The sequence below is a fragment of the Mesorhizobium sp. WSM4830 genome (genome assembly GCF_055811495.1).
Genome location: NZ_JBVVQI010000001.1, coordinates 453,867 through 474,784, shown reverse-complemented (window position 1 = coordinate 474,784; position 20,918 = coordinate 453,867). Strand labels below are relative to the sequence as shown.

17 protein-coding genes are annotated in these 20,918 nt (G+C 63.6%); 3 read left to right on the top strand and 14 right to left on the bottom strand.

Going from position 1 to position 20,918, the window contains the following annotated elements; genetic code table 11:
• Position 1: 1 nt before the first annotated feature.
• The 3 genes from AC0L2Y_RS02380 to AC0L2Y_RS02370 are packed head-to-tail and all read left to right on the top strand — an operon-like array spanning position 2 to position 3,745.
• Positions 2 to 298, top strand: a complete 297-nt coding sequence (locus AC0L2Y_RS02380) for a sarcosine oxidase subunit delta (protein WP_473553523.1) — start codon at positions 2 to 4, stop codon at positions 296 to 298.
• Positions 295 to 3,249: a sarcosine oxidase subunit alpha family protein gene (locus AC0L2Y_RS02375; RefSeq protein ID WP_473553521.1), complete on the top strand. Its 2,955-nt coding sequence runs from the start codon at positions 295 to 297 to the stop codon at positions 3,247 to 3,249. Before AC0L2Y_RS02380 ends, AC0L2Y_RS02375 begins: the two co-directional genes overlap by 4 nt.
• On the top strand, positions 3,242 to 3,745 hold the full coding sequence (locus AC0L2Y_RS02370; protein ID WP_473553519.1) for a sarcosine oxidase subunit gamma: 504 nt from the start codon (positions 3,242 to 3,244) through the stop codon (positions 3,743 to 3,745). Before AC0L2Y_RS02375 ends, AC0L2Y_RS02370 begins: the two co-directional genes overlap by 8 nt.
• 65 nt (positions 3,746 to 3,810) lie before the next feature.
• Here the strand turns inward: AC0L2Y_RS02370 and AC0L2Y_RS02365 are convergent, their stop codons facing one another.
• The 14 genes from AC0L2Y_RS02365 to AC0L2Y_RS02300 form a co-directional block, all read right to left on the bottom strand.
• Entirely contained in the window at positions 3,811 to 4,275 is a 465-nt protein-coding gene (locus AC0L2Y_RS02365) for a cupin domain-containing protein (RefSeq protein WP_473553517.1), read from the bottom strand.
• 170 nt (positions 4,276 to 4,445) lie between these two features.
• The gene (locus tag AC0L2Y_RS02360) at positions 4,446 to 5,321 is read right to left on the bottom strand and encodes an aldose 1-epimerase (protein WP_473553515.1); all 876 of its coding nucleotides are present in this window, start codon (positions 5,319 to 5,321) and stop codon (positions 4,446 to 4,448) included.
• Between the two features lie 4 nt (positions 5,322 to 5,325).
• Positions 5,326 to 6,126, bottom strand: coding sequence for a FadR/GntR family transcriptional regulator (locus AC0L2Y_RS02355; RefSeq protein WP_473553513.1), 801 nt, complete (start codon positions 6,124 to 6,126; stop codon positions 5,326 to 5,328).
• Between the two features lie 2 nt (positions 6,127 to 6,128).
• Positions 6,129 to 7,073: an ABC transporter permease gene (locus AC0L2Y_RS02350; RefSeq protein WP_473553511.1), complete on the bottom strand. Its 945-nt coding sequence runs from the start codon at positions 7,071 to 7,073 to the stop codon at positions 6,129 to 6,131.
• 53 nt (positions 7,074 to 7,126) lie between these two features.
• On the bottom strand, positions 7,127 to 8,647 hold the full coding sequence (locus AC0L2Y_RS02345; RefSeq protein WP_473553509.1) for a sugar ABC transporter ATP-binding protein: 1,521 nt from the start codon (positions 8,645 to 8,647) through the stop codon (positions 7,127 to 7,129).
• A 97-nt stretch (positions 8,648 to 8,744) separates the two neighbouring features.
• The gene (locus AC0L2Y_RS02340) at positions 8,745 to 9,728 is read right to left on the bottom strand and encodes a substrate-binding domain-containing protein (RefSeq protein ID WP_473553507.1); all 984 of its coding nucleotides are present in this window, start codon (positions 9,726 to 9,728) and stop codon (positions 8,745 to 8,747) included.
• A gap of 30 nt (positions 9,729 to 9,758) precedes the next feature.
• Entirely contained in the window at positions 9,759 to 10,535 is a 777-nt protein-coding gene (locus AC0L2Y_RS02335; RefSeq protein WP_473553506.1) for an SDR family oxidoreductase, read from the bottom strand.
• 5 nt (positions 10,536 to 10,540) lie between these two features.
• Positions 10,541 to 11,671, bottom strand: a complete 1,131-nt coding sequence (dgoD, locus tag AC0L2Y_RS02330) for a galactonate dehydratase (RefSeq protein ID WP_473553505.1) — start codon at positions 11,669 to 11,671, stop codon at positions 10,541 to 10,543.
• 249 nt (positions 11,672 to 11,920) lie between these two features.
• Positions 11,921 to 13,426, bottom strand: a complete 1,506-nt coding sequence (locus AC0L2Y_RS02325) for an aldehyde dehydrogenase family protein (RefSeq protein ID WP_473553503.1) — start codon at positions 13,424 to 13,426, stop codon at positions 11,921 to 11,923.
• The gene (locus AC0L2Y_RS02320; protein ID WP_473553502.1) at positions 13,423 to 13,662 is read right to left on the bottom strand and encodes a (2Fe-2S)-binding protein; all 240 of its coding nucleotides are present in this window, start codon (positions 13,660 to 13,662) and stop codon (positions 13,423 to 13,425) included. The genes AC0L2Y_RS02325 and AC0L2Y_RS02320 overlap by 4 nt, the downstream gene beginning before the upstream one ends.
• A gap of 246 nt (positions 13,663 to 13,908) precedes the next feature.
• Entirely contained in the window at positions 13,909 to 17,058 is a 3,150-nt protein-coding gene (locus tag AC0L2Y_RS02315) for a molybdopterin cofactor-binding domain-containing protein (protein ID WP_473553500.1), read from the bottom strand.
• Positions 17,055 to 17,921 (bottom strand): aromatic ring-hydroxylating dioxygenase subunit alpha, encoded by an 867-nt coding sequence (locus tag AC0L2Y_RS02310; RefSeq protein WP_352489761.1) that lies wholly within the window; start codon positions 17,919 to 17,921, stop codon positions 17,055 to 17,057. The genes AC0L2Y_RS02315 and AC0L2Y_RS02310 overlap by 4 nt, the downstream gene beginning before the upstream one ends.
• A 14-nt stretch (positions 17,922 to 17,935) precedes the next feature.
• Positions 17,936 to 19,309, bottom strand: a complete 1,374-nt coding sequence (locus AC0L2Y_RS02305; protein ID WP_352489699.1) for an amidohydrolase family protein — start codon at positions 19,307 to 19,309, stop codon at positions 17,936 to 17,938.
• Between the two features lie 39 nt (positions 19,310 to 19,348).
• Complete coding sequence (locus tag AC0L2Y_RS02300; protein WP_352489698.1) at positions 19,349 to 20,917, bottom strand: GMC family oxidoreductase; 1,569 nt, start codon at positions 20,915 to 20,917, stop codon at positions 19,349 to 19,351.
• Position 20,918 lies beyond the last annotated feature (1 nt).

Below are 20,918 nucleotides of genomic sequence, written 5' to 3'. Positions count from 1 at the left end.
AATGCTGCTTATCGAATGCCCCTGCTGCGGCCCGCGCGACCATGACGAGTTCCGCTATGGCGGCGATGCCTCGGTCACGCGTCCGGCCCATGCCGACCCCGATCCGGAGGCCTGGTACCGTTATGTCTATGTCAGGAAAAACCCGGCCGGCCCGCACCGTGAATACTGGCAGCACGTGACCGGTTGCCGGCAATGGCTGGTGGTCGAACGCGACACACGCAACCACGTCATCGCAGCCGTCGACTTCGCCAGAAAATTGCCGGCCAGGAGATCAACTCTCAGGAAATCACCGGCATGAGTGCGAACCGCAAACGGCTGTCGGTGGGTGGCCGCATCGTCCGCGAGCAGCCGGTCGAGTTTACCTTCGACGGCCGCAAGCTGGCTGGATATCGCGGCGACACGCTTGCCTCCGCGCTGCTCGCCAATGGCGTCACGCTGGTCGGTCGCAGCTTCAAATATCATCGCCCGCGCGGCATTTTTTCCGCCGGGCCCGAAGAGCCGAATGCGCTGGTTACGCTCGGGAGCGCCGGCAGGCGCGAGCCGAACCTGCCGGCGACGACGCTGGAACTCGCCGACGGGATGGTCGCGGAGAGTCAGAACCGCTGGCCGTCGCTTGCCTTCGACGTGCAAAGCGTCAACGGGCTGTTGGCACCGTTTCTGTCCGCCGGCTTCTACTACAAGACCTTCATGGGCCCGACGCGCCGCGCCTGGATGTTCTACGAGCACTTTATCCGCAAGGCGGCCGGTCTGGGCAGGGCCGGCACCGGCCCGGATCCCGACCACTACGAGGTCCGTCATGCCTTCGCCGATGTCGCCATCGTCGGCGGCGGCCCGGTGGGATTGTCGGCGGCGCGGGCAGCCGCCGCGGCCGGCGCGCGGGTCGCGCTGATCGAGCAGGATTTCCTGCTTGGCGGCCAGCTTCTGGCGGAACCGTCCGACAGCGCAGCGGCCGCATGGCTGAGGCAGGCCGAGGCCGAGTTGGAGGGCTTCGAAACCGTCGCGCTGATGAAGCGGACGACCGCTTTCGGCAGCTATGACGGCAATGTCCTTGGACTGGTCGAACAGCGCGATCCAACCGATCCGCAGCCGAATGGCCAGACACGGCAAACGGTCACCATGCTGCGCGCCCGCTCGATCGTTTTTGCCACCGGCGCCATCGAGCGGCCGATGGTGTTCTCGAACAATGACCGGCCCGGCGTCATGCTTGCCTCGGCCGCCCGGACCTACCTCAACCGTTTCGCCGTCCTGCCGGGCAAGAAAATCATTGTCGCCACCACCAATGACGGTGCCTGGCGCACCGCCTTCGACTATGCCGCAGCCGGCGCGGAGGTGACGGTTGCCGATCTGCGCCCCGTCCCGCCCGCAGCACTTGCCGCAGAAGCCGCACGGCTCGGCGTGGTGGTGCGGGCCGCAACGCGCATCGTCGACCTGCACGGCGGCCATGCCGTCAGGCACGTAACGCTCAACGGGCCGGAGGGCCAGTCCTCGGCCGCCTGCGACCTGGTCTGCATCTCCGGCGGCTGGTCGCCAACCGTGCATCTCACCTCACACCTCGGTGTCAAACCTGTCTATCGCGACGACATCGGCGGCTTCGTGCCGGGCGCTTTTCCGGCCGGCCGGTTCGGCGCCGGCGCAATGCTGGGGGCCTATGCAACTGCCGAAGCCATCGAGGACGGTCATCGTGCTGGCATCGACGCGGCAGTCTCCTGCGGCAAGTCGGCGCCGGCGCCCACTCCATCGAAACTAGATCTCGGCGAGACCGCCGCGGCCCCGCATTACGAGGTCCTGCCCGCTGGACGCGGAAAAGCCTTTGTCGATTTCCAGATGGATGTGACGACAAAAGACATCGAGCTCGCCCATCGCGAGGGCTATGAATCGGTCGAGCACCTGAAACGCTACACCACGCTCGGCATGGGCACCGACCAGGGCAAGACCAGCAATTTTCCCGCACTTGCCGCCATGGCAGCGCTGCGCAACGCAACGATCCCCGAGACCGGCACCACGACCTTCCGCCCGCCTTATACGCCGGTTGCCATCGGGGCGCTTGCCGGGCGCGCCATCGGCCATCATTTCAAGCCGATCCGCCGCACGCCGATGCACGACTGGCACATGGCGAACGGCGCCGAGATGCTCGAGGTCGGGCTCTGGATGCGGCCCTATTTCTACCGGCAGTCGGGGCGCGACGTGAACGAGGCCTATGTCGCCGAAATGCGTACCGTACGTCAGGCGGCGGGCCTTATGGACATTTCCACCCTTGGCAAGATTGATGTCCAGGGCCCGGATGCGGCAATCTTCCTCGACCGCGTCTACGCCAACGGCTTTGCCAAACTGGCGGTAGGCCGCGCCCGCTACGGCGTCATGCTGCGTGACGACGGCATCGTCTTCGACGACGGCACCACGACGCGGCTGGCGGAAAACCGGTTCTTCATGACCACTTCGACGGCCAAGGCTGCCGACGTGCTGTCGCGTCTCGAATTCCTGCTCGACACGGCCTGGCCGGATTTGCGTGTGGCCGTCACCTCGGTCAGCGATGAATGGGCGGCAATGTCGGTTGCCGGGCCAGCCAGCCGCGCAATCCTCAGCGCTGCTTTTCCTGGTCTCGACGTCTCCGACGCGGCGCTTCCGCATATGGGGCTACTCGAAAGCGAGTGGGAGGGCCGTGGGCTCCGCATCCTGCGTCTCAGTTATTCCGGCGAGCGTGCTTACGAAGTCTATGTCGGCGCCACTGCGGGTGAACAGCTCTGGAGCCGCTTGCTCGAAGCCGGCAGACCCTTCGACCTGAAGCCTTACGGCGTTGAGGCGCTTGGCGCGCTACGCGTCGAAAAGGGCCATGTCGCCGGACCGGAGATCGATGGGCGCACGACGCTCGACGATCTCGGCCTCGGCCGCATGGCCGGCAAGCGCAGCGGCTTCGTCGGCGACATCCTGCGACGGCGCCCTGCCCTCCAGGCGCCCAACCGGCAGCGCCTGATCGGACTGGAATGCATCGAGGACGGAAAACGCCTGCGCGGCGGCGCCATCCTGTTCCTGCCGGATGAGAAACCCTATGGCCATGGGCGCGGTCGCGTCACCTCCGTCACTTTCAGCCCCGAACGCGGCCATTATGTCGGTCTGGCACTCCTTGCCGGGGATGTTGCGTCAGAAGGAAGCGAGGTCGTGGCGGTCTATCCGATGAAGGCCGAAACGGTTCGCGCCCGCATTGTCTCGCCGGTATTCGTCGATCCGCAGGGAGAACGGCTGCATGGCTAGCTTGACCTCTTCTCGGGATTTCAGCCTGTCCGTGGCAGATTGTCCGCTTATCCAGGTCGAGGGCTGGGACGGGACACTGAGACAATTCGAAAAGAGCGTCTCGGCGTCGCTCGGCAAGAAACTTCCCGCTTCGGTCGGAGAGACGGTTCGCCACAAGGGGCTTCTAATAATCCGCGTTGCACCTCGCCGCCTTTGGCTGGCTCTCGACGAAGGCACAGAAGTGCCAGCCCTCGTCGTCGACCCCGATCTCGGCTGTTCCGTTCCCCTTGGGGAAGGCCGTGCTCGTTTGAAAATGGCCGGCCCTGGTATCGCAAGGCTTCTGTCCGGCTGCATTGCCGTCGACTGGCACGCGCCGACCGCCGCTCCGGGCCGCGCCGTGCAAACATCCTTCCACCACGTGCCCGTGCTCTTCCTGCGCACCGGTGAGACCGCTTGCGAACTCATCGCGCCGCGAAGTTTTGCCCGCAGCCTCTTGGATTGGATTGCCGTCGGCTAGCCAATACCGGTTCCTCGGGCAAGGGCCGGCTTTAGCGGCGATCCAAGCCGCCATCACGAAGCCTTCTACTCTCTTGCCGGCCAGTCTTGCAGAAGCGTAATCCCATACTTCGGCGCGGCTGCTTTGAGCCGCTCGATATCGGCAGGCGTCGGCGGCTCGACCACCTCTCCCTTGCCGAGTTCATGGCCACCTTCGGCGAGAAACTGCTCAAACACACTTGGCGTGTCTATCAGGATATAGCGAACGAGCTGATTGCCGGGATTCATAAGCTGGTGCGGGATGCCACGCTTCAAAAACATGCTCTCGCCGGGCGAGAGCGTTCGGACCACACCGTCCACAATTGCGGTCAACTGCCCTTCGATGACGTAGACCGTCTCGTCGTCATTCGCATGAACATGGATTGGCGTTTTCGTGTGCCCGTCGCTTCTGTTTTCGAAGAGACTCAACAAGCCTCCCGTCTGTTCGCCGGAGACCAGTCGCCTCATGACGATGCCTGCGAGCACGAATTCTTTTGGTTCAACATCCGTCATTGATCCAATCCTGCCAAGCACATTTTTGGGGGCCGTCAAGCAGACGAACTGCGCCGCGACATCCGGCAAACGTCGAACGGGCTCACGGGTTCCCGGTCGCCGGAGTTCCCTCTTCCCAAGCTCCGTTTGGACAAAAGGTCCGCCAATTCGATGGCGCCGCAGAGATCCGCCTAACTGACGGCGAAGCTGCAACGGGCTGCCAGGGCCTCGCCGGGCCCAAGCACCGACAGTCCATTCCATTTGTCGATCGAACCACGATTGTGAGCATCGACAGCATGACTGACCGGTTCAAAACAGAAGAAGTCGCTCTCGTCCGATGGCGAATAGACCAGGTAGAAATTCAAGGGCGATGAAGCTTCAATCCGCAGGCTGCAACTATGCTCCGGCCACGATATGGTGGCGACGCCGTTCCAACCAGCAAACAGATTGTTTATCCATCCACTCGGCAATACGGCCGGGGCGCCGAAATCCCAATGGGGACGGGTTTTGATATCCACAAACCGTTCGGGGAGATGGTTGGGCAGTTCGAGACAAACCTGCGAGGCCGGCGCATGAAGCGCGGTCCGTGCCGTTCTCGGGAACCATGGATGGATGCCAAGCCCGAACGGCAACCTGATCGATGCCCGATTGACGACGCGAAGCTTCAGCTCGAGCCCCTGTCCGGTCAGCGTGTAGCGCACCTCGGCGCGATATCGGTATGGGCCGGGTCCATTGCTGATGAGGGACAGCTTTGCGTTGTCCTGCGCTACGCTGTCGACGTCCCACTCGCTCGAAAATCCATTGCCGTGAATGGGAAATGGCTCGCCTGCAACATTGGCAGGCAGTTCGTGGAATTTGGAGTCGAATGTGAACCCGGCGCCCGAGATGCGATTTGACCACGGCAAAAGCAGGTTGCAGGCAAGGTCGAACGGGTTGCTGCTCCCGCCATCCGGCCACGGCCGGAAGAGCGGCACGCGCCCATAGTCCAGTCTCGCAAGACCTGCCCCAAGCGACGGGACGATTTCAGCGGACAGGTCTCCGCTTCTGATCTTGATCGTCGGGGCCATCAGTTCAGACGGTGTCGGCCTTGGCAGCGGCGATCGGCTGTTGATGGCGGCCTTTGCGAGCCACTGCAAGAAGGTCGTTCGACGCGATGCCGATGAGCGCCTTCATCTGATCGTGAGCGTCGTCGGCCCTGCGCATCCTGATTGCCTCCAGCACGTCGCCATGCGCGCTCAGCGTCTGCTGGTAATTAGCGGTGGCCGATGTGGTCAGGCGGAAGGAGAAGCTGAGGGCGGCCGCAAGCATATTGCCGAGATTGGCGAATACCGGGTTGCGGCTGGCACGAAGGATGGCGGTATGAAACCTGACATCGGCATCGAGACACGCAGCGAGATCGTCCTGCGGAGCAATGCGCATGGCTTCATACGCCGCTTCGATGACTGCGAGATCGCCTGACGTCGCCATCTTGGCCGCAAGTTGGGCGGCAGCGGGTTCAATGACCAGCCGCGCCTCGATCAATCCACGGACGAAATCGAGGTCAGGCTCGATATCGCGCATCCATTCCAGAACCTGTGCATCCAGCCTGTTCCATTCGCTCGACACGCGCACACGCGTCCCGGCCCGCTTGCGTGCCTCGATCAATCCTTTCGCCGAAAGCGTCAGAAGAGCATCGCGAAGCGCGGTGCGGCTCGCCCCGTAGATAACGCAAAGTTCGGCTTCCGTCGGCAGGACGGAGTGCTGGGCGTAGGAGCCGGCGAGGATGCGCTGTCCGAGATCGCGTGCGATGCGGTCCTTGAGCGATGACGTGGTGCCATCTGCGGCAGGAATGTCCTGCTTGCCTTGGCCAGTCGAAACGATCGCCGCGTCCATCGTCATGTCCTGTTCAAGTGGTACTCGGCAATTACCACAGCAAGTATCAGCAGCGAGCCCTTGGCAAGCAGCTGATAGAAGGTTGGCACGGAGGTCAGTATCATTCCGTTGTTGAGGACGCCAATGATGGCGACGCCCAGCAGTGCGCCGACGATCGTGCCCTTGCCGCCCTGCAAGGCGCAGCCACCCAGAACGGCCGCTGTGATGGCCTCGAGTTCCAGGCCTTGGGATCCGGATACGGGCTGCCCGGAGCCGGTACGGGCAGCCAACAGAATCCCGGCCAATCCGGCCGCCACTCCACTCATGATGTAGATGCCGACGCGGTAGCGGTTGATGTTGATGCCGGAGAAGCGTGCGACAACGGGATTGCCGCCCAGGGCATAGATGTTGCGGCCAACGATCGAGCGGGCAAGAAAGAGATGGAACACGATGGCGGTCAGCAAAAGAATCCAGATCAGCAGAGGCAGGCCGAGGATTCGTCCGATCCCGATGAAGCGGAAAGTCTCGCTGAAAATCGCGATCGATTGCCCATCGGACATGATGAAAGCGATGCCGCGGAAGATCGCCATCGTACCGAGAGTCGCGATGACAGCGTTGACCCGCCCATAGGTGATGATGATGCCGTTCACGAGGCCGGCAAGACCGCCCAGGACCAGGCCGGCAAGAATGCCCGCGGTGGGTGATCCGGTGGCCTGGATGGCCATTGCCGTCGATACCGTGGTCAGACCGACAATTGCGCCGACAGCAATATCAAGCCCGCCGGCGACGATGACCACGGTCTGGCTCATCGCCAGGACGCCCAGGATGGTGATGCCCAGACCGATGTTCAGCAGGTTTCGGCTCGAGAAGAACACGTCGCCTCTCAGAGTGCCGAAAATGAGCACGAGAATGACGAGAGCAACAAGAAGACTTATGTTGTGAATGCCGATGCGCTCTGCGATGCGCAACGAAGCGCGCCTTTTTCCGGTTTGTGTTGTTGCTGTCCTGAGCTCAAGGCTGTTCACTGAATTTGTCCTCCGAGCGATGCTACAGATTGCGGCATGGCGTATTTCAGGATCGTGGTCTCGTCGATGTCAGGGCGGGAAAGTTCGGCCGTGATCCGACCTCCAGCCATGACAAGCACCCTGTCGGCGAGCCCGATCAGTTCCGGCATTTCCGAGGAAATCAGGATTATGCCGATGCCGCTGGCGGCGAGTTCATCGATCAGGCGATAGATTTCCGCCTTGGCGCCGATGTCGATGCCGCGGGTCGGCTCGTCGAGGATGAGAAGCATCGGCTGCCGCGCAAGCCAGCGCGCGAGAACGACCTTCTGTTGATTGCCACCCGACAGTTTGGAAACCTGTTCGTCGAGGTCGGGCGCCTTGATCGACATCTTTGCTGCAAGTGGTGAGACGATCTCCAGTGCCTTGCGCCGGTTGAAGAAGCCGAAGGTCGACGTTCTGTCGGGCACGCAAAGCGAGGCGTTATCAAGAATGCTTCGGAACAACAGCAGCGCCTCGTGCTTGCGGTCTTCCGGGGCAAAGCCGATGCCCGCCACGATCGCTGCATGCGGACTGTTAGGGCCAACGGGCACCCCATTCATCGTTATGCTTCCGTCGAGACGCCTGTCATAGCCGACAATCGCCTTTGCCAACTCGGATCGACCCGCACCCATAAGGCCGGCAATGCCGAGGACCTCGCCATGGCGGACCTTGAGGCTCACATCGGTGACGTGGTCAGTGGTCAGGCCCGTCACCTCCAGCAACGGTTGCCCCGATTGCCACGTCTCGCGCGTAAACAGATCGGCAATGTCGCGGCCGACCATGAGCTTGGCTATGGTCTGCTCGCTGGCACCGGCCGCGGGGGAATCATCGACCAGCCGGCCGTCCCGCAAAACGACAATGCGATCCGCAAGGTCGATGACCTCGTTCAGCCTGTGAGAGATGTAGACGATCGAAGTGCCCTCTTCGCGCAGCCGGCGAATTACTGAAAACAGACGGCGCGCTTCGTCGTCGGTCAGCGACGAGGTTGGCTCATCAAATGCGATCAGCCGGCCGCCGGCACGTATGGCGCGCATGATTTCGATCATCTGGCGCTGTGCCGGACCGAGTGTGCTGCAGAGTTGACGCGGCCGCATATCCTGCTGCATGCCGAAGGTCGCAAGCACCCGATCGGTCTGCTCCTCGAGCCTGTGCCAGTCGAGCAGGACGCCTGCCAGCCGCGGCAGTTCGCCGACGAAAATGTTCTCGGCCACGGTCAGGTTCGGAACGATCTCCGGCTCCTGATGGATGACGCGTATTCCGGCTCTGTGGCTGTCGCGCGGTTCGCCGAAAACGATCGGCGTGGCGCCATGCAGCACGGTGCCGGTGTCCGGTGCGAACACGCCCTCGAGAATTCGCATCATTGTCGATTTGCCGGCGCCATTCTCGCCAACCAGGGCAAGCACCTCTCCTGGCCGAAAGGTAATCGAGACATTGTCGAGCGCCTGCACGACGCCGAAGCGCTTCGAAATCCTATCGAGCGAGAAGAAATCCGATTGCATCAAAAGCTCCCTCCCGAGGATCGATCCCGTGTGCCTGCCGACGAACTGCCGGCCCAAAGAGCGTCATGCGCCCTGCTGCGCATGACGCATATCTGGTTCAGTGGCAGAGCTTGGCTTTGTAGTCCGACGCAAAATTGTCGGCGGTGATGTATTCCGGGTCAGTGAAGGACTGAACGGGAAGCTTCGTTCCGTCCTTGATGGATGCCAAGAGAATCTTCACCGCCAGCGCGCCATGATTTTCCGAATTGAGCCACATCGTACCACGGAACGCCGATGGCTTTCCCGATCCGAAGGCGTCGCAGGCGCGGCTCCCGTCGATGCCGATCCCCATGCCCTGGTCTGCGGAATAGCCGGCATTCTCCAGTGCTCGCGCACCACCCAGCACGCCATCATCGTTGCATGAATAGAATATCCAGTTCGTGACGCTGGGATTGGCCGTCAATGTGGTGGTCATCACATCGATGGCGTTGACCATCGTATTGTCGTAGGGGACGCGAACGATGTTGCCCGGCTTGAAATCGGGCACCGCCTTCAGGAACGCTTCTTCCGCGCCCTTGTTGCGCTGCATGCAGGTATCGGCCTTGCGGTCCTCGATCGAGGCGATGCGCACCTCTTTGCCGGCCCAGTCTTCAGCCTTGTAGAGCTTGGCAAGCTCTTCGCCCACCCGCGCACCGATGTTGTAGGCATTCATGCCGACATAGGGGACCTGGGTGCCATCCTGGTAGTAGATATCGTCGTCCACCGCCACCAAGGGAATTTTTGCGGCCCTTGCTTTCTCCGCGATGACCGGTCCCAGCGCCTTGTCGGGGACAACGATGGCGATGCCTTTCACGCCATCGCCGACCATCGTATCGAAGGTCGTGATCGTCAAATTGGCGTCAAACTGAACGTCCTGTGACACGAATGCAGCCCCTGCCGCCTCAGCCGCTTTCTTGGCGCCGCCGACTTCGGCGACGAACCATGGGTGGTCTCCCATCTTGTTGATGTAGCCGATCTTGATGTCGTCTGCGCTTGCTGCGCCACTCATCAGTCCGGCAGCCAGTACCGCAAATGTCGCCAAAGCCTTTGTTGTGGTTTTCATGAAGATCCTCCCTGAGCTCAATGGTGGTTGCTAGTCGTGGTAGAGAACCGAGCGCCCACCATCGATGGTGATCGTCTCGGCATTTATGAACGGCGCTTCGTCCGAGGCGAGGAAAACCGCCGTCATTGCAACCTCGTCCGGCCGGCCAATACGCTTAGGCGGATGGAGGTCGTAGGCTCGCCGCTTCTCCTCGGCGGGGTTCGGGAATGTGTTCCAGTAGGCTTCCGCGATCGGCGTCTCGATATAGCCGGGTGCTATCGCGTTCACCCGGATGCCACGCGCGGCATATTCGATGGCGAGCGAACGGGTCAGGCCCAGAAGCGCATGCTTGGCGACCGGGTATGGAAATGTATGGGGAATGATCTGGAACGCGTGACAGCTCGCTATGTTGACGATAGAGCCTGAGCCGTTCGCCAGCATCGTCGGCAAAACCGCCTTGGCGCAGAACCACGCGGCCTGGAGGTCGAGCTTGAGGCAGCGCTCCCATTCCTCATCCGGCATCGCCAGCGGTTCGTAAAAGACGTTGGCGCCGGCATTGTTGACCAGAATGTCGACGCCGCCATAGGCCGTGATCGTCCGGGAGACCATGTCCGCGACCGCGGATGCGTCGGTGACGTCCGTCTCGATGAACAGGGCGTCCGCGCCCTGGGCACGCAATTCGTCGGCGACCGCTTTCCCGCTTGCCGCATTCAGTTCAGCAATGACGGTCTTTGCCCCATGTGTTGCAAAGGCGCGGGCGGTGGCGGCACCGATGCCTTGGCCGGCGCCCGTGATGATTGCGATCTTTCCTTGCAGCCGACCTGCCATTGCATTCACCAGTCCACCACGGTGCCGTCCGGCATGACGGCGTTGCGGGCATGCAGCACTTCCTGCTTGAAGGGGTGGCGCGCGATCACGTCCTCATTGACGGTGACGCCAAGGCCCGGCAGTTCGGGCAGATCCCAGCGGCCTGGGTTACGCTGAATTGGCCAGGTGACGACGTCGTCGTACCAGGCGACGGCACCGGACATCTCCTCCTGAATGACAACGTTTGGCGTCGATATGCCAAAATGAAGAGCAGCCACACCGGCGATCGGACCGAGCGGGTTGTGCGGCGCAAGGCCGATGCCTGCGGTTTCCGCCATGGCCGCGATCTTCTTTGTCTCGAGCAGACCGCCAGTGTGGCAAATATCAGGCTGGGCAATGTTGAAGGCGCGGGCTGCGATCGAGTGCGTAAATTCGCGGCGCCCGATCAGCCGTTCGCCGGACGCGATCGGCACGGCCGATCGCGCCGTGATATGCGCCAGTCCGGCAACATCTTCGGGTGGAACGGGCTCTTCCGCGAACATGATGCGGGCCGGTTCGATTGCCTTGAGGTAATCCATCGCAGCGTTAACCGATGCAGGGCGTCCGTGGAAATCGACCATGATGTCGATATCCGGGCCCACCGCCTCGCGAAGCGAGCCAACCATATTGGCAACGGAGTCGACTGCCTTGGCGGGCGATACGTAGTGGGTGTAGGGAATGCAGACGACCTTGACCGCGTCGTAGCCTGCTTGCGTCACGATGCGTCCGCGTTCCACGATGGCATCCGCGGATCCGGTCTCATAGACCGCCTTCATGTCCCCGAGGCCGAGATGCGTATAGGTGCGCAGATAGTCGCGGACCCGACCGCCCAAAAGGCGCCAGACGGGGACGCCCAATGACTTGCCCAGGATGTCCCAGAGCGCGATCTCGATGCCGCTGACGGCGGACATTCCCTCGACGCCGAGGCGCCAAAAGCCGTGGCGCGTAAGTATCTGGTAGCACTGCTCCACATTGCGCGGATCTTGCCCGATGAGCAGGGCCTCAAGGTCCTGAAGCGCCCCAACGACGGCTCGGGTCTTCCATTCCAGCGTAGCCTCACCCCAGCCAAACAAGCCGGGCTCGTCGGTTTCGACGCGAACGAAAACCCAGTTGCGCATTTCCGCATTGCAGACGCGCGCCTTGATGGCCGTGATTTTCATTGGTCCTCCCAGACCTGCCGTCTTTTTTCGAAGCAATATGTATGATTTATTATGAATAATATGGACGAGTCAAGCGCAACGTCGATGTGGACCAGCGCCGTCAAGGAACTGGTCCTTAGGAGGGTCCTGGCAATTTTCGATCAATCCTTGTGCGCGGATGGAAAGGCTGTCAGCCGCCGATCCGCGAACATCGCGGCGAAGGCGCGGCTAGATCACCGCGCAGACCGTTTTCGTCTCGAGATAGTTCTCCAGGCCCGGTGCGCCGTTCTCATAGCCCCAACCGGATTGCTTGTGGCCGCCCTTCGGCAATTCCGGCGAGAAGTAGGAATGGCAATTGATCCAGACGGTGCCCGACCGGACACGTGCGGCAAGGCGATGCGCAGTGGAAAGGTCGCGGGTCCAGACGCTTGCGGCGAGGCCGTAGGGCGAGTCGTTCGCATGGCTTACCGCCTCCGCGACATCGTCGAACGGTGTCACGGCAACCACCGGGCCGAAGATTTCCTCGCGCATCATGCGCATGTCCGGGCGGACGCCGGTGACCACGGTCGGCTCGAAGAAGTTGTCGAAGCGCCGGCCACCGGTGATGATCTCGGCGCCGCTGGAAGCACCATCGCCGACATAGGAGGCGACGCGCGCAGCCTGGGTTCCGTTGACCAGCGGACCAAGGTCGGTGTTCGGGTCAAGCCCGTGTCCGAGACGCAGCTTTCGCGCCTCTTCCGCCAGACCCTCCACCAGACGGTCGTAGATCGAGCGATGCGCATAGACACGCGAGCCGGCGACGCAGACCTGGCCGGCATTGGCGAAGATCCCCCGGGCCACTCCGGGGATTGCGAGCCCCATGTCCGCATCGGGCATGATGATGGCCGGCGACTTGCCGCCCAGTTCGAGCGTCAGCTTCTTCAGATTGCCGCGCGCTGCGGAGACGATCATCTTTCCGACTTCCGTCGAGCCGGTGAAGGCGACCTTATCGACATCGGAATCTGCAGCCAATGCTGCGCCCACAGTTTCACCGAGACCGGTCACGATATTGACGACGCCGTCCGGCAAGCCGGCTTCGATCATCAGTTCGCCGAGCCTGAGCGCGGTGAGCGACGTTTCCTCAGCCGGCTTGAGCACGATCGTACAGCCTGCGGCAAGTGCCGGGGCGAGCTTCATCGAGGCCATGAGCAGCGGCGAATTCCATGGCGTTATGGCTGCCACGACACCGATCGGCTCGCGCACCGTATAGGCGAAAATCTTGCTGCCCGCCGGTTGGTAGCTGATGGAGGTGGGGATGGTCGTGCCGAGGATTTTCGTGGCAAAACCGGCAAAATAGCGGAACTGCTCGGCCGAGGCGGGAATCTCGGCGAAGCGCGAGGTCTTCAACGGCTTTCCCTGGTCAAGCGTCTCGAGCTCTGCAAGCTCATCGGCATGGCGCTCAATCAGGTCGGCGATGCGCCATAGCAGCTTGCCGCGTGCCGACGGTGTCATGTCGCGCCAGCTCTCGCCTTCGAAAGCAGCACGCGCCGCAGCAACGGCGCGCCCGGCGTCATCGGCTGTGCCTTGCGCCAGCAGCGCGAGCGTGTCGCCATTCGCAGGATCGGTCGCGGGCAAGGTTGCGCCATCGCTGGCGTCGCACCAGCCGCCGCCGATCAGGTGCCGCATTCTGGGTTTGGCCAGGAACGCCTTGACGCCTGCATGTCTGGCTTCATCATTTCGGATGATGATCGTCATGTCCGTATCCCGCAAGCGAGCGCCTCGACCGCGGCGAGAGCACCGCGGATGATGGAATGATAGCCGGTACAGCGGCAGATATTGCCTTCGAGCGCAGCGCGGATCTGAGACACGTCTGGAGCCGGATTCTCCAGCAGCAGAGCGGTCAGCGCAACAGTGATGCCGGGTGCGCAGTAGCCGCACTGGAAGGCGTTTTCGGCCGCCAGAGCCTCGGCGCAGGACAACGGCTTCGGCAACGACGTCGAAACCTTCCGGGGTGATGATGGTGGCCCCGTCGAGCTGCCACGACATGACCAGACAGCCATTGACCGCGCGATCATCCATCAGCACGGAACAAGCGCCGCAGCGGCCGATGCCGCAAGCCATCTTGGCGGCAGTCATGCCGAAATGGTCGCGTAGCAGGTCGATCAGGCGTAACTCGGCAGGCATGGCCAGCGCCCGGCGGCAGCCGTTGAGGTTAAAGGTAATCTCGATCTCGGCACTCACGCTGCACTCCTCTGCAGGGCGTCGAGTACCCATTCAGGATCGACCGGGATGCGCTCGGGCCAAGCTCCTGTGGCATCCGCAATCGCGTTGACGATGGCTGGCGTCACGGCGCCAATGCCAAGCTCACCAACTCCGCGCGGACCGAACGGGTCGTTCTCGTCCAGATCCTCCAACGCGAAGGTCGCGAGGCTTTCCGGCGTGTCGGCAATGCCTGGCAGCATGTAGAAATCGAGGTTGCCGGCAAGATACCGGCCATCCCGCATCGCCGCGTCCTCAGTGAGGGTGAAGCCCAGCCCCTGGACGCCGCCGCCTTCGATCTGGCCAAGATAGGCGGCAGCATCGAGCATCGGTCCGGCCGCGGTGTGCTGATGGAGCTCGAGCACGCGTACCTGCCCAGTGATGCGGCTCACGGCAACGCGCGCCAGTGTCGCGCCGAAGGCGAAGATCAGACGTGCATTGCCTTCCAGATAGTCCGATTTCGGAAACTCAAAGCTGACGGCAGCAGCTGGCAGCCGGTCCGGAGGCAACGCCTTGGCAAGCTCGGCGAAACTCATGAGCCGTGAGCCGCTGTTGGAATGTCGCTCGACGATGCCGCCGGGCGCCAGCGCCAGCGTCCCGGCTTCGCGGCAAAGCAACTGGCCCGCTGCGGCCAGCAGGTCGCGCGTAAAAGGTGGTGCGGCGACTGCCGCGACCCGCCAGGCCACGTGAGTGCCGCGCGAGGCGGTAGAGGAACCGGATTCGGGCGTCGCCGCCGTATCGCCGGTGACCGGCCGGACATCGTCGCGGCCGCAGCCGAGCGCTCCGGCGACCGCGGCCTTCACCGAGGTGAGCAGGCCCTGTCCCATCTCGTCCAGGCCGTAGAGAGCTTCGATCATGCCATCCGGAGCCAGGCGCAACGCGCCTCCGGCCGGGTCCGGCGGCAGCGTGCCGAGTCCGTTGCCTTGATAGTTCATCGCCATGCCGACGCCGATCGTCTCATAGCCGTCGAACGACGGGCCGCGCGCCTTGGCCCAGATCGGGTCAGCAGCGGCGGCTTGCAGCATCTCGGCCAGACGTTCGGACGGCGCGACCTGCTGGCCGAGATGGCCTCGCGTGCCAGGCTCGCGCAAATTGCGGCGCCGTATCTCGATAATCTCGATGCCGGCGGCTTCGGCCAGCCGATCCAGCTGGCACTCTACCGCAAAGGCCATCTGGTTGGCACCGAAGCCACGAAACGCGCCGCAGACGCCGTTATTGGTGTAGGCGAGCCGGCCCGAGCTGAGGATGTTGGCAACGACATATGGCCCGCAGGCGTGTTCGAGCGCTGTCTCAAGAACGCCCGGGCCGAGCGACGCATACGCGCCGGCATCCGCGATCACATCCACCTGCTGGGCGAGCAGCCGACCCTCGGCGTCGCAGGCGGTGCGCATATGGATGCGCATCGCATTGCGCTTGGTACCCGCGATGACGGATTCCGCCCGGCCGAGATGCAGCCGCACGGCGCGTCCGGTCTTTAGTGCCAGCAGGGCCAGGGCCGGCTGCACGGTCAGCTCGTCCTTGCCGCCGAAAGCGCCGCCAGTCGGGCTGGTGACCACCCGTATCTGCTCTTGCGGCATGCCGAGGATGCGCGAGAGCTGCATGCGGTCGCGGCGGCCATGCTGCCCACCGGCAAAGACGTTCAGGGTGCCATCCGTACCTACGAAAGCGTAGCCGCCCTCCGTCTCCATAAAGCCGTGCATCTGGCTCGGCGTTTCGTAGACAGCCTCGACGATATGAGCCGCCTTGGCAAAAGCCGCGGCGGCATCGCCACGTATGAACTCGAAGCTGCACTGCAGATTGCCTGAGACGTGGACCGGCTCGGCTCCAGCGGCGAGTGCCTGTTGGGGATCGCTCACAATTGGCAGCGGCTCGTATTCGACCCTGATGAGAGCAAGCGCGCGTTCGGCCGTCTTCGTGTCAACAGCGGCAACGGCAGCAACAGCGTCGCCGATATAGCGCACCTTGTCGAAGCACAGTGCAGGCTGATCCTGCACGACAATGCCGTAGGCATTGCTGCCGGCGATGTCGCGGTGCGTTACAACCGCCGCGACGCCGGGCAGCGCCTCGGCCGCGCTCGTATCGATGGAAACGATCCTTGCATGGGGAACGCCGGCACGCCGAATGCGCCCGACCAGCATGCCGGGCTCGCGATGGTCGGTCAGGTATTCGAGCCTGCCTGCGATTTTCGGCGCACCGTCCGGCCGCTGGTACCAGCGTGCACCGGTCTCCGATCGGGACACGAGAATTTCGGCAGGTGGGTCTCCGGACGGTACGGTCCGCCGGCGCGGCGAATGTGCTCCTTGGGACAACTTTCCGCCGAGCCCGAAGACCAGCGCATTCGCCACGACACTGCGCCGATAGCGGTCGGACCGCCATGCATCATCGATCGCCGGCGCCTCTTCGAGAATTGCGGCGTGCAGCTCGGCCCAATCGATCTCCCGCAGGTGCCGGCCGACAAGCAGCGCTTCAGCGCGGTCGAGACGGGCCGCTTGCCCGCCGCCGCTGGCCGCGAGCCGCGCGACGATGATGCGATCATGCGCCGTTTCGATCAGCCCGGCGATACCGGCCACGCTTCGGGTAAAGGCGGCGCGCAGGCCGACTTTGCGATGGGTCCAGCGAGCGGCAGTTGGTTGCGGTCGAACAATCACCGCCTTGATGAGGCCCGCGGACGGCGCGGCGGCCAGCCATTGCGCGAGCGACACGACGGCGTGCCCGGCCGGTGAGACGATCTCCAGCTGCGCGTCGGTCGCGAGCAGGGCCGGCAGAAGGCAACCCATGCGCCCGGCGACGTTGCCGCCCAGAGTTCCGAGATTGCGGACGGCAGGTCCCGCCGTGGCGCGGACGGCGGCGGCGAGCAGAGGCAAATTCTCGCCTATTGCCCGGTCACGCTCCAAGGCACCCAGGGTCGTCAGTGCGCCGATGCGAAACCCATCGGCGGCCGGTTGGATGCCCTTCAGGCCGGCGATACGGCCGATGTCGATGAGGCACCGCGGCTTTGGCAGGCCCTTGGCCCAGCAGAGTTGCAGCGCCGTGCCTCCGGCGACCAGTTGCGATGCGCACTCCCCTGCCAACGACAGCGCCTCGGCAACGGAGGCCGGGCGAAGCACCTGGAGATCCGGCCCGGTCATGTGGCTACCGCGGTCGTGCCGAAACGAATGCCTTTTTCCTTCAGCCAGCGGCGATAGGCAATGGAGGAACCGTCGGCGCGTGTCGGGATTTCCATCCGCGGCTCGAGCGGAAGGCGCAGCGGCCGCTGGTTCTCCACGATGATCCGGTCTTGCAGGAAGATGACCTGTTCGAAGTTGAGCAACGCCGTCTGCGTCGAAGCGGAGTCGACAAGATACATGACCGGCTGGGCGCGGCAGAGGTCTTCCTCGATGGGCTGGATGAACAGCGCGATCGCATCGAGCCGACCGGGCGCTCCGGGGCATACACGGTAGAGCATCACAACGAATGGGCTCGGCACACGATAGGTCAGATGCACAAACGCGCCGGAGCTTTCCGTTGCGGCAATGCGCGGCTGGAAGAACGTGCAGTTGGTCGCCCAGACCTCGTCCACCTCGCGACGTATCTCGCTCAGATAGGCCGGCACTTCCGTGTGCGGCTCCGAACCGAGAATGTCGGTATGCACGAAGGGGAAATGCGCCATGTCGAGGAAATTCTCTACGACGCGCAAACCCGAAGCCCGCATCGTCACCCAGCCGCAGGGCACGTATCGGCGGTCGGGCTCCGATGCCTCGGCGATCTCGAAGATTTCCTTCCCGGGCCGGCCCAGCGTCGTCCAGACGCAGCCGTAGCGCTGCCGGACGGGCAGCGCGGGGCCGCGGTTGCCGTCGTCCAGTATCTCCCGAACCGTGATTGCACCCGTGATGTCACGGACCAGTTCGATGTCCTGGCCGAGCAGCCGCGTGCGGCTCGGCGCGCCATCTAGATCGGCGACCGTCTCCACCGCGTACCAATCGTCCAGTGCCGCCCTGTCCGTCGTCTTCATCACCGAGGCCCGCCCTATTGGGTCCATTGCAGGCTGCCGCCGGAATTCTCGGCAAGGAAAGCGGCGCGCCGGGCGAACAGACCAGGCGCGACGCGATGGATTTCGGCGATGATCTCGCGCAGGTCGCCGGTGCGCAACGCGCCGTCCTCGGCCAGGATTTCGCCATCGACCATAGTCAAAGACACGTCGCTGCCGCGCACAGCGTGGACAAGATTGTGATGGAAGTTGAAATAAGGTCCGTCGCGGAAGACGGGCGTCATGCGCGGCGTATCGGTGCGGACCGCGATGATGTCGGCGCGCTTGCCGACTTCGATCGAGCCGATCTCGTGGTCGAGGCCGATCGCTCTGGCGCCGAGAATGGTGGCCATCCGCAGCACCTGCCAGCTATCCATGGCGGCGGCGTCGAGGTCCTTCAGCTTGCCCAGCAGCGAAGTCACCTTCATCTCTTCGAACATGTCGAAATTGTTGTTCTCCTTCTCGCCGTCGGTGCCGATCCCGACAGGCACGCCGGCCTTCAGCATCTCGGCCACCAACGCGATGCCGCTTGCCAGCTTCATGTTGGAAACAGGATTGTGGGCCACCGAAACGCGGCGCTTGGAAATAAGCTCGATCTCTTCTCGATCGAGCCAGACGGCGTGGGCGATCATGGCGCGCGGCGTTTCGAAGAAGCCAAGGTCGTCCAGCGCGAACATCGGGCGTTTGCCGTAGCGCCGCTCAAATTCCGCGATCTCGATCTCGGCCTCGCTGCAATGGGTGTGGAAGCCGGTGTCGTGTTTCCTTGCGAGTTCGATAGCCCGGCGTTGGCCGGCTTCGTCGGCATAAAACAGATGCTCCAGCCCGACCCACACATTGATGCGGCCGCCCGCCTTGCGATGCCAGCCCTCGATCATCGCCTCGTTCATGTCGAGCGTGTCGAAGTAGTTGTAGTCGGGATGCTCGCCGACGTAAGGCACGGCGACCAGGCGGTTGCCGATCGCCTCGGCCGCCCTGGCGCTTCCTTCCATGAACCGCCACATGTCGACGACGGTGGTCGTGCCGCCGAGCACGGATTCCGCGTAGCAGAGCCACGATGCCGCCTCGGCCTCGTGCGGCTGCAGCACGCGATGCATTGGATTGATATGGAGCGTCAGCCAGTCCCAGACCGGCAGGTGCTCCGCCGTGCCGCGCAGAAAGCCGGAATGCGCATGCGCGTTGACCAGCCCGGGCAGAAGCACCGCATTGTCGAGCTTCTTCACGGCCACGGCCGGATACGCAGCGCGCAATGCTGCGAGTGCGCTGACCGCGGCGATACGACCATCCTCGACCAGCACGGCGCCGTCAGGCAGCACGTGGTTATCTTCATCCATGGTGAGCAGCGTGTCGGCAGCAAGGATGAGGCTTGGGGTCATCGCGGGTACCCTGTGTGCGTTCCGTCGGTCATGGCATCCTCAAGCTGCCGCCGCGAGCAGGAAATCGGCGGCGCGCTCGCCGATCATCGTGGCGGGCGCGTGGGTGTTGCAGGTCGGGATCGTCGGGATCACCGAGGCATCGGCGACATGCAGGCCGTCCAGCCCGTGCACGGCGAGACGGCTGTCTACGACGGCCATCGCGTCCTCGCCCATCTTGGCGGTTCCGCAGGTGTGGAAGAACGTCGAGCACGCCTCGCGGATGAAGGCGATGGTCTCGGTGCGGGTCAGTCGGCGGTCAGGTGCGGCAAAGTTGCGGAAGAGACCGGCGTTCGCCTTTGCAGCCGCCATCTCCATCACCATCTCGACCGCAGTGACCATGGCGTCGAGGTCTTCCGGTTCCGCCAGAAAGTTCGGTTGGATTTCGAGCCGCCCGCCGGGCGTGCCGTCGAGCAGCTTCAAGTGCCCGACGCTCTTCGAGCGCATCAGGCCCGCACCGAAGGAAAAGACATCGCCGGATGTATCGTAGCGCGCGCGGATCGCCGGTTCGGCGCTGTTGCCCTGGACGGGGAAGGCATGCAGGTCGGGCTGCGACAGGTCCGGCCGTGACTTCCAGTTGACCATCGAGCCACCGCCATTGCCCACTATCGGTCCGATCGGTCGTTTCGCGCGGAAGACGCAGGCCTGCGCCAGCGGATGGTCCTGAAGATTCCGGCCGACACCCGGCAGGGCGCAAATGACCGCAATACCAAGCCGCTGCAGTTCGACCGGATCGCCGATGCCCGACAGCATCAGCAGGCGTGGCGTGTCGATGGCCCCTGCCGCGAGCACGATGCTCTGTTGCGCGCGCGTCTCGCGGATTTCGCCGCCGACGAGGTGCTTGATCGCGACGCATCGGCTGCCTTCGACCGTCAGGCCGATGGCCGCGGATCCGGTCAGCACCGTCAGCATCGGGTGATCCAGGATCGGCACGAGATAGCCCGTCGCCGAACTCCAGCGCTTGCCGTCGAAGATGTTGAAATTCGCGGCCGCCGCCCCCTCGTTGCTCGGGCCGTTCGGATCGTCGATCACCGGGATGCCGATCTCGGCCGCGCCATCGATCAGCGCCTGCGCGACCGGGTGCAGTGCCGCCGGGCGCTCGATACGGAGCGGACCGCCCGCTCCGCGAAATTCGCTTGCACCGTCGCGCCAGTCCTCGCAGCGCCGGAAATAGGGCAGCACGTCGGCGAAGCTCCAGCCCTTGGCGCCGCCAGCCTCCCAGGCATCGTAATCATGCGGATGGCCGCGATACCACATCATCGCGTTGATGGCGCTTGAGCCGCCAAGCAGGCGCCCGCGCGGGATGCCGATAGTACGCCCGTTCATGCTCAGTGTCGGAGCATAGTCATAGCCCCAGTCATAGGTGCCGCGGCCAAGCGGCACCCACTTGCCGGGGTCCTCGATCTCTTCGATCCCAAGACCCGTCGGGCCGGCCTCGATCAGGAGGACGTCGGCGCCGGCATCGACCAGTCGCCGCGTCACCGCACAGCCACCGGAACCCGAGCCGACCACCACGTAATCGTAGCTGCGTTTCAACACGCGTCGGGGGACGACAGGTCCGAGGATGCCCATG

Bases quoted from the DNA above. Each gene is read 5' to 3' on its own strand.
- AC0L2Y_RS02370 (WP_473553519.1), top strand. From the start codon at position 3,242: ATGGCTAGCTTGACCTCTTCTCGGGATTTCAGCCTGTCCGTGGCAGAT.
- AC0L2Y_RS02325 (WP_473553503.1), bottom strand. From the start codon at position 13,426: ATGACGATCATCATCCGAAATGATGAAGCCAGACATGCAGGCGTCAAG.
- AC0L2Y_RS02380 (WP_473553523.1), top strand. From the start codon at position 2: ATGCTGCTTATCGAATGCCCCTGCTGCGGCCCGCGCGACCATGACGAG.
- AC0L2Y_RS02310 (WP_352489761.1), bottom strand. From the start codon at position 17,921: ATGAAGACGACGGACAGGGCGGCACTGGACGATTGGTACGCGGTGGAG.
- AC0L2Y_RS02315 (WP_473553500.1), bottom strand. From the start codon at position 17,058: ATGACCGGGCCGGATCTCCAGGTGCTTCGCCCGGCCTCCGTTGCCGAG.
- AC0L2Y_RS02340 (WP_473553507.1), bottom strand. From the start codon at position 9,728: ATGAAAACCACAACAAAGGCTTTGGCGACATTTGCGGTACTGGCTGCC.
- AC0L2Y_RS02375 (WP_473553521.1), top strand. From the start codon at position 295: ATGAGTGCGAACCGCAAACGGCTGTCGGTGGGTGGCCGCATCGTCCGC.
- AC0L2Y_RS02355 (WP_473553513.1), bottom strand. From the start codon at position 6,126: ATGGACGCGGCGATCGTTTCGACTGGCCAAGGCAAGCAGGACATTCCT.
- AC0L2Y_RS02345 (WP_473553509.1), bottom strand. From the start codon at position 8,647: ATGCAATCGGATTTCTTCTCGCTCGATAGGATTTCGAAGCGCTTCGGC.
- dgoD (WP_473553505.1), bottom strand. From the start codon at position 11,671: ATGCGCAACTGGGTTTTCGTTCGCGTCGAAACCGACGAGCCCGGCTTG.
- AC0L2Y_RS02365 (WP_473553517.1), bottom strand. From the start codon at position 4,275: ATGACGGATGTTGAACCAAAAGAATTCGTGCTCGCAGGCATCGTCATG.
- AC0L2Y_RS02360 (WP_473553515.1), bottom strand. From the start codon at position 5,321: ATGGCCCCGACGATCAAGATCAGAAGCGGAGACCTGTCCGCTGAAATC.
- AC0L2Y_RS02300 (WP_352489698.1), bottom strand. From the start codon at position 20,917: ATGGGCATCCTCGGACCTGTCGTCCCCCGACGCGTGTTGAAACGCAGC.
- AC0L2Y_RS02335 (WP_473553506.1), bottom strand. From the start codon at position 10,535: ATGGCAGGTCGGCTGCAAGGAAAGATCGCAATCATCACGGGCGCCGGC.
- AC0L2Y_RS02305 (WP_352489699.1), bottom strand. From the start codon at position 19,309: ATGACCCCAAGCCTCATCCTTGCTGCCGACACGCTGCTCACCATGGAT.